Genomic DNA, 14754 nt, shown 5'->3' with positions numbered 1-14754 from the left:
CCCGCGCCATGCCATCAGGCGAGCAGCGCGTCGAGGCCACCCTTTGCGTCCAGGGCCGCAAGATCATCGGATCCGCCGATATGCTCGCCGTCTATGAACACCTGCGGCATCGTCATGCGACCTCCCGAACGCTCGACCATTTCGGCCTTTTTCGGCCCTCCCATGGTCACGTCGAACGTTTCGGGTTCGACGCCCTTGCTCGCGAGGAGCTTCAGCGCCCGTGAACAATAGGGGCAGAACTGCTTGATGTAGATTTCAACTTTAGCCATGTTGGGGAAATGTGGTTTCGACCCGCGGTTGTCAATCATCGCGGCTGGCGGACAAAACCCGCGCCCAACATAAAATCGTTACGGAACGGGCTCCTGACCGCAGCAAGGCGCGGGTACAGGCCTCGGCGGTGGCGCCGCTCGTGTACACGTCGTCGATCAGAATGACCGCCCTGCCCTTTATCCGCGCGGGCGTCGCGACGGCGAAAGCCCCCGCGACCGCTGCGGCCCGTTGCCGTCCACCCAGCCCCCGCAAAAGCATCGTCTGCCGCCTGCGCACAAGAACGTCGCGATCGTGCGGCACCCCGGACGCTGCAGCGAGCGCGTCGGCAATCAACGCGGCCTGGTTGAATCCGCGCGACCAGATCCGCCAGCGATGCAACGGCACCGGAACGAGCATGTCCGCGTCGGTCGGCACCAGGCGTCGCATCCGCAACGCCATCGTTTCGGCGAAGGCGATCCGCCCGCCATATTTCAACCGCAACGCCAGATCACGCGCGACCGGCCCATAGGCGACCGCCGCACGCACACCGGCGTGACACGGAGGATCGCGCAGGCACGCAGCGCAGCGCGCACCCTTGCCACGATCGAACGAAAAGGGCACGTTACATCCGGCACACCATGGCGGCCCGAGAAACTGGAGACTGCTCCAGCACGGCGCGCAAAACCGGTGATCCTCGGCGACCGGCGTGCCGCAACCGGCACAACGTGGCGGCAACGCGAACCCGGCCAGGTGACGCAGCATTTCGATGACCATCGCGCGCCCTCCAACGCAGAGCTTGTCGCGGATGCGCGCGCGCGGCACAAGCGCGACCGTGACCACTGCAGCCCCCGAAAGCTCGGCGCCCGCGATCTTCGATCGCGCCGCCCGCCGCCACCGCCGCGATCGTGCCGCGTCCGATTTTGCGGCGCATGATTTCCTGCGCGCGACGATGCTCGATGGCATTGCGGAACGCCTCGACGCAGTGACGCGCGAGTTCCACGACATCCTCGATCTCGGCTGTTTCGACGGCGCGTTCGTGCCGCCGCCCGGCGCCCGCGTCGCGCGCTGCGATGCGGGCTTCGCATTTGCCGCCGGATCGCACGGCGTGCAGGCAGACGAGGATCGCCTTCCGTTCGCCGACGCATCGTTCGATCTGGTGATCAGCGCCGGCGTACTCGACCAGATCGACGATCTGCCCGGCGCCCTGTCCCTCATTCGCCGCGTGCTGCGCCCCGATGGTCTGTTCCTCGGCGCGTTCGTCGGTGCGGGCAGCCTGGCGGCGCTGCGGAGCGCCCTCCGGGTGGCCGAAGCCGACCGGCCCGCCGCCCGCGTGCACCCTCAGATCGACGTCCGCTCGGCTGGCGACCTACTCATGCGCGCGGGATTCGCGCTGCCGGTCGCCGATGTCGAAACGCTTGACGTCGGTTACCGTGATCTTGGCCGGTTGCTGGGCGATCTGCGCGGCATGGCGGCAAGCAACGTTCTGGCGCAACGCCAACCGATGACCGCGGGTGTATTCGCGCGGACGATGGCGGCCTTTGCCGACGCCGCCGACGATCGCGGTCGCACGCAGGAGAAATTCCAGATCGTGTTCCTGACGGGATGGTCACCCGATCCGTCGCAGCCCAAGCCGGCGAGGCGCGGCAGTGCCACTGCGTCACTCACCGATGCGCTCATGCGCTAGCGCCCACCGTAGCGGACGCTAGCCGATCATCCCTTCGCCCTCGGCGTCGCGGGCGAGTATCCGGCCCATCGCATCGAACAGTGCATCCATCGCAACCGGCTTGAAGATCACGTCGTCGGCCCCCGCCGCGAGACAGCGCTCGCGCAGATCGGGCGCGATATCGGCCGTGACGACGATGATCGGCACGCGACCTTTCGCATCATCGCGAGCGCGAATATGTTTGATCGCGGTGACCCCATCCATGCCGGGCATCCGCAGATCCACGAGCACGATCGCGAAATCCTGTTCGTCGATGATCTCGAGGCCTCGCTCGGCGCTTTCCGCCTCGACCATCGTTGCGCCTGCGACGTCGAGCATGTCCTTGACGACACGTCGATTCATCCGGTCATCTTCGATGAACAAGACGTTCACTGCGGCGTCCTCGACAGCAGGAGATACGAGGGGAACGCTACGAACATGATACAGCATCTACGCGTTATGCTGCATCGGACACAAGGTCGGGATTCACGTGGTTTTTTGCAACTGATCCGGCGAACATTGCGCGGATCAGCGCCGCCCCGCTGACGGGTTTGGAGACCACGCGCGTCACCCCGGTCGCAATCAGTTCGTCCTGTTCTGAGGCCGCTGAAACCGGCCATAGCAGGGTCGTTTCGGTACCGGCGGCGGCAGCGGCGGCGGCGATGTGCCTCAACGCGCCATGGGGGTCGACGTTCGCCCGGATGGTCGCGTCGTCGATCAGCACGCGTGCAACGTCATGCTCGTCCAACTGCGCCACGGCCTCGTCCGCCGAGACCGCGAATATCACGGGGCCACCGTGCGGCGCGAGCAATGTCTTGAACATGCTGCGCGTGATCGGATTGCGATCGACGACCAACGTCGCGGATGCCCGTTCGTCGTTCGCTTCCTGACGCACTGCGACGGCCGCGCGGACGAGCGGCAGGACCAGTGTAAACGTGGCCCCCTGCCCCTCGACACTCCTGACCGATACGTCGCCGCCCATCGCACGGGCAAGATTGCGACAGATCGACAGACCCAGCCCGGTACCGCCGAACTGGCGCGTCGTGCCGGCATCGGCCTGACGGAAGGATTCGAAGATTTCCTCCAGCTTGCCCGCCGGGATGCCGATGCCTGAATCGCTCACCGCGACGCGCAGCCGATCGTCGTGGATGTCGATCGCCAGCGCCACCTTGCCCGACTTGGTGAACTTCAGCGCGTTGGACAGCAGGTTGAACACGATCTGGCGCACGCGCGCGGCGTCGCCCATGATCATCGCCGGGCACCCGCCGAGGTCGACCTCGAACGTCAGCCCCTTGGCGCGCGCCTGCTCCTCCCACATCCGCGTCGCGTCGGTAACGGTCGCGCACAGATCGAACGGCGCGGACTCGATCGTCAGGTTGCCCGTCTCCATCTTGGCGACGTCGAGGATATCGTCGACCAGCGCGCGCATCGTCAGCCCGGCGCCGTGCACCACGTCGAGCCGATCGCGCAGCACCGGCGAAAGCCTGGCATCCGCCAGCATCACCTGCGTCATGCCGAGGATGCCGTTCAGCGGCGTGCGGATCTCATGGCTGGTGGTGGCCAGGAATTCGGTCTTGGCTGCCAGCGCCTTGCCAAGCGCGCTGTTGGTCACCGCTAGATCGTCATTGGCGGCACGCACCTGATCGCGGCTGCGACGCAACGTGACGATACCGAAGGCGAGCAGGCCGATGACGATCGCGACCGCCCCCGCAGCCCCGAGGAAGACATAGCGCTGCGTCTGCGCCCGCGCGCGCTCGAAGGCGATGCCGCGTTGCAGCTCGTCGGCCTTCAACTGGCTGATCTTCAATTCCTGGTTCGCAAAGTCGAACCGCGCCGCCATCAACGCGGTCTTGGTGTTGGTCGCAAGCTTGGTCGCATTGTCATCGAGCCGTTTCAGCGCCTCAAGGTTCACCAGCGCCGATTTGCTGTCGCCTACCGCGCGGAACACATCATAGGCGGTTTGATGAAAATCCTTGTAGACCAAGCCCGTCTTGCGTGGATCGACACCAACCAGCGCTTCGGTGATGAGCGTCAGCGCCCGTTGCGGCTGCCCATGCAGCAGAGCCGATTGCGCAGCTGACGCGATAAGCTTTGCGCGTTGCCCGCCTACGTCATGATCAGTCGCTAGCTTGAGACCAGCAGCGATCGCCGCATCCGCGGCGCCCAGTTTGCCTGCCGACAAACGCGATCGCGCAATGTTGTTCAATATTCGGGCTTGGATGGCCTTTCCGCCAACTTTCCGAGCGAGATCGAGCGCCTCCAGATATTGCTCTGCGGCAGCATCGTATTGCTGCAATTCGCTTAGGACCACGCCGCGGTTGTTGTAGATGGAAATCGACAGGTTAGGGTCTGCATCATAGACCTCCAGCGCTTGTTTCGAATATCTTAGCGCCGACGCCTGATCCAGTCCGTCGTTGTAGATCATCGAGATGAACAGCAACGCCATCGCTTGGCCACGGGCGTCATGCAGGCTGGCGTATATCCCATATGCTTGTTGATAATCCCGAAGGGCATTCCCGGGACGGCCTTGATCGCTCTCGATGCCGCCTTGCGATACCAAAATATCGGCGTGCAGTTTGCCACCCGGCGCCAGCTTAGCAGCCAGGCTCAGCGCCTTGGCAACCGGAGCGCTGGCCTGAGGGGATTTATTGGCTCTTAGAAACGCTTCCCCCTGCAGCCACTCCGCGGTCGCGATCGCTAAGCCTCTGGCTTTCGGGTCCTTCATACTCTGCGCATGCTCTTCGGCAGCACGCGCCTTACCACGGGCAAGCTCGGGATCCACGAGCATGGCCGCCTTGGCGTCCGCAATGATAGATTCGTAACTACTACGGGTATCTGTCGGCGGTACGGATTGCGCCATCCCCACGCTCGAAACGACCATCGCGGCAACCGCCAAAAACATGACGCCAAGTCTGTGAGGAACTTGCACAGCCGTCAGCCACGCTTCCACACGGTCGCGAGCCGATTGAACGGCGCGCGCATATTGGCCGCGACGGCCAGATGCTTGCCCTCGTCGAGGAAGTGGATCAGCGCGTCGAGATTGATCGGCCGGCTGATCAGGAACCCCTGGATCATGTCGCAGCCCATCACCGACAGCAACGCCATCGCTGCTTGGGTCTCGACCCCTTCCGCGACCACTTCCATTTCGAGCGCATGCGCGAGATCGATGGTCGACCGCACGATCAGCGGATCGCGGTTCGAACTGGTCAACTGCGTCACGAACAGCTTGTCGATCTTCAGTTCGCGCGCCGGCAATTGCTTCAGGTACGCCAGCGACGACAGGCCCGCCCCGTAATCGTCGATGGCGATGACGATACCAATTGCGGCGAACACCTTCAGGTTCGCGATCGCGCTCTCGGGGTCGCGGATCACCGACGTTTCGGTGATCTCGAAACCGAGTTGCGCGCCGCTCTTTTCCACCAGCGCGCACGCACGCCGGACGAAACGCTCGTCGGCCAGCAGCACGCCGGCAATATTGATGAAAATACGCAGGTCATGGCCCTGCTCGGCCAGTGTCTTCTGATCCTGGATCGAGCGACGGATCGTCCAGAGTGTCAGCGCGACGATATCCCGCGACTCTTCTGCGATCGGGATGAAGTCGCCCGGCAATACCAGACCGCGCGTCGGATGCTGCCACCGGACCAGCGCTTCGACGCTGGTGACGGCCTGTCGACGCAGATGCACCTTGGGCTGATATTGAAGGAACAGTTCCTCCTTCTCGATCGCCGCAGCCAGATCGCGGCCCAGCTCGGTCCGATCAGTCGCCACGGTATCGCCCGTGACGTCGCGCGCGATTGCAACGCGCTCGGTCCGGGCGTCGCGCAGCGCATTCTCGGCCTCCTCCACGAGGTGCACTTCGTCGCGCTGCCCTGCGGCGGCGGCGGCACCCAATTGCAGATGAACCATGTGCGATTCGCCGTCGATGTCGAACGGCTCCTCGAACGCGATCTCGATCGCGGTCAGCGCCACGTCGAGCGCGAACCGGGCGTCGCTTTCGAACGCGATCTCGGCGACGTCGCGGCCTGCGATGACCGTCCTCGCTTCGGGCAGCGCCTCGGCGATCCTGGCAGCGACGTCGACGATCACCATGTCCGCGCGCGGCTTGCCAATGTGTCGACGCAACACCGCGAAGTTCGCGATTTCGGCGAGGATGACGAACCGCCAACCCGCTTGAAGTGCTGAAGAAAGCACGTCCCGCGTCATTTCCGCGCGAACGTCGGAACCGACCCGCAAGGTGGCGGGCCGCGCCATGCGCTCGAACTGCGACTGCGGAAATTCTTTCATGGGATCGACGATATCCGCCGACGCATAAAGATACCCTTAAGCCTCTATCATACTTTGCCCAGGGAACGTGGTTAACAAATTACAAATGCAATTGTTTAACGTTTCGTTATCCATTATGGCTGGGTCACACCCCAAAGGGTGTCAACAAGGGAGCATAAATATGCTGAAGTTCCTCATCTCGCTCGTTTACGACAACATTCGCCCCTGGTGAATGCTTTCGGCCGATCCGGATAGTAATAACGCACTGAATAAAGGTGTGTTTCAGGTATTCGGATCGGCAATTACCTACTGCGAGTCTTGAGCGATCCCACTGATATCTGCTCGACGTGACTAATCTTGAAGCGATCATCGCCTAGCGATGGCTTCGGCCACTTTCTACAAACTTCATACTGTTCACGCGGTGCAGCGGCGATTCGGCGCTCGATCTGGCTTGCTAGAATCGGGGCGCTATCGCCGTACCTGCCAACGGCTGCATCAGAACCCGGCCCTCACTCTGCCGCCGCCCGACGCCTTAGCTATGCACGGCGACCTTTATCGGGACCGGATTAGAGAACCGCATCGCATCATCGATCGATCCGAACTTCAGCGCCATCACGTCGAGCGCGTAATTCTGGTTGAGTTTCCAAGGCTTGCGTTCGCCCTGCGTCGGTAGCGACGCCGCCGCGCGCTGGACGTAGCCCGAGGTGAAATCGAGGAACGATTCGCTCTTCATCGTCGGATCGTCGTTGTGCGGCGTCGCCGCGCGCAGGCCGCGCTTAGTCATCGTGTTCAGCAATCGGCACATGTAGATGGCCGTCAGGTCCGCCTTCAGCGTCCAGGACGCGTTGGTATAGCCGAACGTCGAACACAGGTTCGGCACGCCGTCGAACATCATGCCCTTATACTGGAGCCGCCCCGCCAGTTCGATCGGCTTCCCGTCGAGACTGAACGCGACGCCGCTCATCAGCTGCAGTTCCAGCCCAGTCGCGGTGACGATCACGTCCGCCGGCATGTCCTTCCCCGAATCGAGCCGGATCCCTTCGGGCGTGATCCGTGCGATAGTGTCGGTAACGATCGACGCACTCCCCGCATTGATCGCTGCGAACAGGTCGCCGTCGGGGACCAGGCACACCCGCTGGTCCCAGGGATTGTAGCGCGGCGTGAAATGCGTCGCGACGTCGTAGTCGGGGCCGAGATGATCGCGGACCATGCCGATCATCCGCTCCTTCACCTTCGCGGGCTTTTTCCGCGCGAGTCGGTAGAAGAACATCCCCATCAGCACGTTCTTCCACCGCGTGATGCCGTATGCCGCCTTAGACGGCAGCTTGCCGCGCAACCAGTTTGCAACCCGGTCCTCGCCCGGTCGCGCGACGATATAGGTCGGCGACCGCTGAAGCATCGTCACATGCGCGGCGGTCTGCGCCATCGTCGGCACAAGGGTCACCGCGGTTGCGCCGCTGCCGATCACGATAACGTTCTTGCCGGAATAATCGAGGTCCTCGGGCCAGAATTGCGGGTGCACGATCCGCCCGGCAAAACTATCCGCACCCTCGAAGTCAGGCGAGTACGCCTTGGCGTAATTGTAATAGCCTGCGCACATCGACAGGAAATTGCAGGTCAGCGTCACCGGCGCGCCATCCGGCCCGGTCGCCTGGACCGTCCAGCGCGCATCCTCGGTAGACCAAGCCGCCGACTTGACGTGGTGGCCGTAGCGGATCTTGTCGTCGATGCCGTACTCCCGCGCGGTCTCCTCGACATAGGCGCGGATCGAAGGACCGTCGGCGATCGACTTTGCGGCCGTCCAGGGATGGAACGCAAACCCCAGCGTGTGCATGTCCGAATCGGAGCGGATGCCGGGATAGCGGAACAGGTCCCACGTCCCGCCCATCGACTGCCGCCCCTCCAGGATCACGTAGCTCCGATCCGGGCAACGTGTCTGGAGGTGGTAGCCGGTGCCGATCCCGGAAATACCGGCACCCACCACGATCACGTCGACATGCTCGGTCATGCTGCATCCTCACGCCCCCGGCGTTACGCCGTAGGTTTCATAACCGAACCTATCGCACTCCGACCCGAACTCAATAGTCCTTCGAATATTTGAGGCTGGCGCTCTGCCCGCCGCTCGACCCCGCCGCCGACAACAGGCTGAGCGCCTTGGTCAGCGCGATCTCGAGCTGGGTCGAGGTAAAGCCCTTCGCGTCCGTTACGATCTCCACATAGATGTTGTCGGTCAGGTACTTGCCCGCCGCCAAGCTGGTGCCGCGACCGCTCGCCTCATCGGCGCCGAGCACGCGCAACCGGTCGAACCCGGTCGCCGAGCGCAGCTTGCCGAGCGGGTTCAGCCCGCCCCCGCCCGACCCGCGCAGCGAGTTCAGCGCGGACGCCAGCTGGATCGCCTCGGTCGCCGACAGGTTGGCCGGGCTCGCCCCGAACAGCAAGCGGCTGAGCACCTCGTCCTGCGGCAACGTCGGCGTCGAGGTGAACGCGATCTGCGGTTTCTGGCCGGTTCCCGTCACGTTGATGACGACGGTGATGCCGTTGGTCGTGGTGGTCGCCTGGATGTTGATGTCCGGATCGGTCAGCGCACCGCCACGGAAGCGGACCTGGCCGCGATTGACCTCGAACCGCTTGCCCGAGAACGAATAGGTGCCACGGACGACGTCGAGCCCGCCGGTGACGATCGGTGCGGCCGACGTGCCGCCGATCCGCATGTCCATCTCCCATTCGGATTCGAGACCCATGCCAGACACGAACAACTGGTTCGGCGCGCGCACCCGGAGGTCGAGCTTGAACTTCCCGACGGCCGGCACCTGAGACCGATCGGTTGAACGGGCGACCACGACATCGCTCTTGCGCCGTACACCCGTCAGTTCGGCAACTTCGGCCTGGCCCTGGCGAATGATCTGATAGCGGGCCTCGGGGATTTGGAGATCGCCCTGGATCAGCCCGCCATCAGCGCCGTTGGTCAGGTGGATCGTGCCGGACGTCGTGGCGCTGATCGCGTCGCTCTTGGCGAGCTGAGCATTGTTCAGCGTCGCGCGCAGATCGATCGGGAAGCCGCTGTCCGCCGCGAAACCGATCGAGCCCTGTGCCTGTACGGTACCATCGCCGGCCTTTGCGCTGAGCTGCGTCAGTTGCAGCTGCGTGTTGGTGAACCGTCCGACGATCCGCATCTGCGACAGACGCGTGCCATAGGTCTCGTTGTCGTAGGTCAGGTTATCGGCACGAACGACGCCGTTGAGCTGCGGCTCTTGCAGACGCCCGGAGAAGTCCGCCGCGATCGCGATCGGACCCGAGAGCTGCTGGTTCGGGATCGCCGCAAAGCTGAACAGTACGGCGGACGGGCCATTGTACCGGATCCCACCCGAGAGCGGCGCGGCCATCAGGCGCGTGCTCCACGAGCCACTGCCGGCCGGCAAGGGCCGCAAGTTCGTGACCATCCGCCCGACCACCGTCTGGCCGCGACGCACCAGTGCGCGACCGACGCCACCTTCGCCGCCTAGCGTCCCGGCAAACACAATGTCCACGGGATCGGAGACGGCGGCGAGACCCGAGCGCGTGAAGTTGGTCACGGTCACGCGTGCGTCAGCGGTCGGCAGTGCGGCCGAGTTCGCCTGCGAGAAGTCGAGGCTGCCGGTCGCCTTGCCGCCGATGCCGAGGTTCGGGACCAGCGCAGACAACGTCGACAGGTCGAGGCGATCGAGGCGCACCTGCGCGTTCGTGCCGCGACCATAGCTGCCCGCCAAGCGCGCCGAGCCGCCGCCTGCGCCACCGAAGTCGATCCGGGTCGGCGACAGGCGGTACACGCCCTTCGCCGCCTGGATGCGCGCCGGATTGACGGTGTGGAAGTCGATGCCGTTGGCCTGGCCCTGTGCTGCGACGAGGTAATTGTCGGGGCTGAGCTTGGCGTTGACGGCGAGGCGGAACGGCACGCCGTTCGACCCGGTCAGCAAGGCCTGCGCCGTGCCGTTGCCACCGACGTAATTCACCTTCGCACGCGCCGCCGAGAGGACGATCGCGCCGTAGCGCATATCGGCGATCTGTGCGTCCGCCACGATCTGCGGTGTCGGCGTCAGCACTGCGCTCGCCGAGACGATCGCACGGCCGATGGTGAAGTCGACCATGCCGGGGATCTTGGCGCCATTGGCACGCGCCGCGACGTCGGCGCGCTGATAGCCGCCCTGGTTGGCAAGCCGGACATTCCCCGACAGCCCCTGCCCCGCGAACTGGAGCGCACCCGCAAACGGACCTGCGGCGGTCTGCACGATCCGGCCGCTGCCGACGATCCCGGCGAACACCACGCGGCGCACGTCGACCGCGAGTTGCGTCCCCGGCGTCACCAGCACGTCGGCGGTGAACGGCCCGTAATTGGTACCGCCGCTCGCGTTGACGGCATAGGCGCCACCGCGGCCGACGATCCGCGCGTTCAGGTTGACGAGCCCGACGCCGACGCCTGGCCGCGGTGCACGCAGCACCACGACCGGCGCGGTCGCACTACCCGTGACGCGCGCGGACAACGGGCCGTAGACGGTGGAATACGCATCCGCATTCACCAGCACGGCGCCGCTCGCCGGATCGAATCGACCCTCGCCGCGCGTGACGCGGAACTGTGGCGCGTTCATCCGAAGATTGCGGAAGGTGACGATGCCCTCGGGACTGTAGCCGATGTCCGAGCGAACGATCGCATTGCCGCCGAGAAAGCTGCGCGCGCCTTCGTTGAAGATCTGCGAGGTCTGCGCGACGACACGGCCGGTGATCCCGAAACCGCCGTTGGGCCCCGGTACCAGCTTGGCGTCGGTCGTCAGGTTGACGATACCGATACCGTCGACGCGGTAATTGTTGATCCGCCCCTTCAGTGCGCCGGTGTAGCGCCCGGTTGCCATGTTTGCGACGACCACCGCGGTCGCATCGATCTTGTCCGAGCGGATCTTCAGATTGTCGGAGAGGACGTTGACGCCGGAGATCGCGAAATCGCCGTCGATCGCGACGTTGGTCGCAAGCCCACCGACGGCTGCGTTCAGACCAGTCACGCGACGCGCACGTGCCTTCACGGGCACCAGGATGCGGTCCGAGTTCACGCGCGCGAGGCCCTCGGCGTAGAGGTTCTCGACGCCCATGTCGCCGAATGCGATCGTCGCCGCGCGGACCTTATAGTCCACCGTCGGCGTCGCGAACGCGCCGTCGAGCACCACGCGTGCCGTCACGTCGCGACCACGCAGGTTCGGCAGGATCGCTCCCGGCGTCAGCAGCTTTGCGTTCACCGCGAAATTGCCGAACCGGCTGTTCGCGAGATCGATCAGGCCGCCCGCGTCGACCGCCAGCGCGTCCGACCTGAGCGTCATCCGCGTGTCGGCCTTGCGATCGTTCAGCGTCGTGTCGATCGCAACGTCCAACTGCGGTGCGGTCAGGCGCTCGACCGGACCTTCGAGATACAGGCCGGGACGCGCCGAACCACGCACTTCGATATGGCCGTTCTTCGCGACCAGCCCAAGGTTCGCCAGCTGTCCGCCACCGAGCGTCGCAACCGCACGCCCCTGCCACGAAGCCCAGCTTCCGCGTCCGTCGACGGTCGCAGTCAGCGGAGCCTTCAGCGAACCCATAGTTGCAACCACGCCGCCAACCGGCGCGGTCAGCTTCACGTTCACGTCGAGCTTGTTCTGCTCCGGCACCGCATCGAGCTTTAGCACCAGACGATCGCCGCCAGCGATCCCCGGCCCGGTCAGTGCTGCCGCGTTGGTCGTCAACTGCGCACGCTTGTCCGCGATGTGCACTGCGCCGTCGATCTTCACGATATGCGTCTGGCCGGTCACCGGCTTGGCGATCAGGAAACGATCGATCACCAACCGGTTCACGTCGATGTCGAGATCGGGGAGCAACGGCGCGTTCGGATCGGTCGGCGTCGCATTCAGTATCGGACGACGCTGCAACGTCACCAGCGGCGTCGTCAGCGAGCGCACGTCGACATGGTTCTTGGCAAACGCGAACGGACGCCAGTCGACGCTGAGCTTCGGGCTCGTCAGGAAGACGCCCTTGGGATCCGACACGCGCACGTCGCTGAGCGTCATCGCGCCGTAAATCGAGCCATCGATCCGCCCAACCTTGATGTTCAAGCCGGATGCGGTCGTGTAGCCACCGATCTGGTCCGCGACGAGCCGACGGCCTGGATCGGTATTGATCCCGAACAACACCAGCAGGATCAACACGACCAGGCTGACCAGCAAAATCGCGATCCATTTCAGGATACGCTGCCAGAGCGGTCGCCGCTCGACGATGACGGTCTGCTCGACCGGGACCTGCTCAGCAGGAAGAGTGCCGTTGTCGGCCATCAGAATGCCTGCCCGATCGAGATGTAGAGGGCGACCTTGCCGTCGCCCTCGCGTGGGTTGAGCGGCGTCGCGATATCGAAACGCATCGGCCCGAAATTGGTATAGAAACGCCCGCCGATCCCCGCGCCATAACGCAGCGAGGAAAGGTTCGGCGTGCTGCTCTCATAGCTGTTGCCGGCATCGATGAACGGCACGATGCCGAAATCGCCGAACCGATAGCGGGCTTCCAGCGCAAACTCGTTCAGCGAACGCCCGCCGACCGGATCGCCATTCGGATCGAACGGCCCGAGCCGCTGATAGCCATAGCCACGCACCGATCCGCCGCCGCCGCCGTAATAGCGCCGTGAAGGCGCGAGGTCGTCACGCGAGACGCCTTGGATCGAGCCGGCCTTGGCGCGGCCGGCGATGACGATGCTGCTGGAGACGGGGTAGTAGAACGTCCCCTCGATCATGGTCCGGACATACGGCTTCACCGACCCCTGAACGGACGTTTCCGGGCTGAGGTTCAGCGTAAGGCGGTAACCCTTGGTCGGGTTGAGCAGGCTATCCGAACGATCGAACTTAAGCTGGCCCGGCAAAGCAACAATGCCGTAAGTCCGCCGCACGCTCTTGCCTTGCGCAAAATCATAGACGCTCTCGTTCGTCCCGACGAGCTCGCCACCATAATAATAGGTCAGCGGCTTCTGCCAGATCGGCGTCGAATCATAGCTCCAGCGCACCCCAACGCTGGTGGTGAACGCCTCGTACGCGTCGTAGTTCGAGTGGTTCGCGCCTGCGGTGACGCTGAACGTGCGATCGCGACGGCCTGCGTTGGCGCGGCGGAACGTGCCCGACACGCCCTGCTCCTGCGTGCCCGCGATCACCGACGCGATCAGCGCGCCCTCGTAGGGGAACAGGTTGCGGTGCTGCCACGTGCCCTCGGCGCGGAAGCCCTGCCCCGTCGAATAGCCGACATTGCCGCCGAGCGTGCGGACCTTGCCCGCGCTCTGGCGGACCAGCAGATCGACCTGCTCAGTGCCGTCGGCGTTGATCGTGCCGGTCCGCACCGGCTCGACCGACACGGTCGAGAACATCGACGTCGCGACCAGCGCATCGCGCAGGTCGTCGGTCATCCGGTTGTCGTAGAGTTCGCCTGCCTTGAACCGCGGGAAGACGTTCAGATGCTCGAGGTTGAAGACCGAATCTCCCTCGGTGCGCAATTGCCCGAACGAAGACCGCGGGCCGGTATCGACTGGCAGCGTGTACGCGCCGGTCGGGGTCTCGTCGTCGAGCAGGATGTCGCGGTCGCCGACCTTGACGAAAGGATAGCCGCGTTGCGGCAGCACCAGGCTGACGTTCGCCTCCGCCCCCTCGATACGCGCCGCCTCGATCGGGTCGCCGACCTTCAACGGCAGCTGCGTGCGAACCAGATCGGGCGGAGTCGTCGCATCCGCCGTGACGGTGACCGATGACAGCGAATATAGCCGCCCGGGCTGTGCACTGACGGTCGCGCGAAGACGGCTGGCCTTGGTCGTGTCGGCGTTCGGGATCGTCTCGATCGTCGAAATCGCTGTGGCATCGTAATAGCCGAGCGACTTCAACAGCCGCACGGCGAGCGCCTCGTCCTCCTTCGCGCGGGCGGCGACCTGCGTTGCGTTCGCCGCCTTGCCCTTGCCCTCGGCCAGCGCGGACAGCGCCTTGTAGCGTCCCTCCAGCCCGTCGCCGGCCTTGTCGAGTCCCTTGATCGCGGTGTCGTACCGGATCTCCGGCGCGTCCTTGTCCTTGATGTCGGCGGCGGTTTCGAAGGGGACGGTATCGAAGCTCGCGAGCGGAGTCAGCGGTTGCGCCAGTTGCGGATCGCTGGGGCCGGTCGGAGGCAGTACGTCTCCGGTTACCGTCGTCGCGGGCGTCGTCGCGGTCGCGGGCGTCGCTGCCTGCGGCGTGGTGGCAGACATCGGTTCGAGCGGGGCATTCAGATCGCCACTGAGCGGCGGCAACGCACTGTCGAACTCGGCATCCGGCACGATCGGCGCGTCGGACCGTGGATCGCTCGACTGCGCCTGGTCACTGGATTTTGGCGCGTCGGGGCCCTTGGCCGGGGCGGTGCCCGGCTTAGCAATCTGCGCGAAAACCGATCCCGCGAATCCCGTAGTTGACGCTACCAACGCCAGAGCGAGCCAATGATGCCGGCTAGTCGAAGCTGTCACACGATCCCCTTCATGGGAGGCGTTCGTG

General features: G+C 64.7%; 9 protein-coding genes. 1 reads left to right on the top strand and 8 read right to left on the bottom strand.

Annotated elements, in window-relative coordinates; genetic code table 11:
- Positions 1–14 precede the first annotated feature (14 nt).
- Positions 15–269, bottom strand: a complete 255-nt coding sequence (gene grxC / locus AC3D24_RS02055) for a glutaredoxin 3 (RefSeq protein ID WP_489033015.1) — start codon at positions 267–269, stop codon at positions 15–17.
- A gap of 31 nt (positions 270–300) precedes the next feature.
- Complete coding sequence (locus AC3D24_RS02050; RefSeq protein WP_489027755.1) at positions 301–1023, bottom strand: double zinc ribbon domain-containing protein; 723 nt, start codon at positions 1021–1023, stop codon at positions 301–303.
- A gap of 31 nt (positions 1024–1054) precedes the next feature.
- On the opposite strand from AC3D24_RS02050, the gene AC3D24_RS02045 reads away from it, so the two are divergent.
- Positions 1055–1933, top strand: a complete 879-nt coding sequence (locus tag AC3D24_RS02045; protein ID WP_489033013.1) for a class I SAM-dependent methyltransferase — start codon at positions 1055–1057, stop codon at positions 1931–1933.
- Positions 1934–1951: 18 nt separating this feature from the next.
- On the opposite strand, the gene AC3D24_RS02040 is transcribed toward AC3D24_RS02045, so the two are convergent.
- From AC3D24_RS02040 to AC3D24_RS02015, 6 genes are all read right to left on the bottom strand, one after another.
- Positions 1952–2344 carry a response regulator gene (locus AC3D24_RS02040; RefSeq protein ID WP_489027753.1) on the bottom strand — a complete coding sequence of 131 codons (393 nt, stop codon included), beginning with the start codon at positions 2342–2344 and terminating at the stop codon, positions 1952–1954.
- Positions 2345–2408: 64 nt separating this feature from the next.
- The gene (locus tag AC3D24_RS02035) at positions 2409–4397 is read right to left on the bottom strand and encodes an ATP-binding protein (protein ID WP_489027751.1); all 1989 of its coding nucleotides are present in this window, start codon (positions 4395–4397) and stop codon (positions 2409–2411) included.
- A gap of 488 nt (positions 4398–4885) precedes the next feature.
- Entirely contained in the window at positions 4886–6235 is a 1350-nt protein-coding gene (locus AC3D24_RS02030) for an EAL domain-containing protein (RefSeq protein ID WP_489027748.1), read from the bottom strand.
- Positions 6236–6746: 511 nt separating this feature from the next.
- Positions 6747–8222: a flavin-containing monooxygenase gene (locus AC3D24_RS02025; protein WP_489027746.1), complete on the bottom strand. Its 1476-nt coding sequence runs from the start codon at positions 8220–8222 to the stop codon at positions 6747–6749.
- Between the two features lie 70 nt (positions 8223–8292).
- Positions 8293–12540: a translocation/assembly module TamB domain-containing protein gene (locus AC3D24_RS02020; RefSeq protein WP_489027744.1), complete on the bottom strand. Its 4248-nt coding sequence runs from the start codon at positions 12538–12540 to the stop codon at positions 8293–8295.
- Positions 12540–14726 carry an autotransporter assembly complex protein TamA gene (locus tag AC3D24_RS02015; protein ID WP_489027742.1) on the bottom strand — a complete coding sequence of 729 codons (2187 nt, stop codon included), beginning with the start codon at positions 14724–14726 and terminating at the stop codon, positions 12540–12542. Before AC3D24_RS02015 ends, AC3D24_RS02020 begins: the two co-directional genes overlap by 1 nt.
- Positions 14727–14754: the final 28 nt, after the last annotated feature.

The organism is Sphingomonas sp. SL1004 (assembly GCF_057815015.1).
The sequence above is the reverse complement of the archived record's forward strand: the minus strand, read 5'-3'. Positions and strand labels throughout refer to the sequence as shown.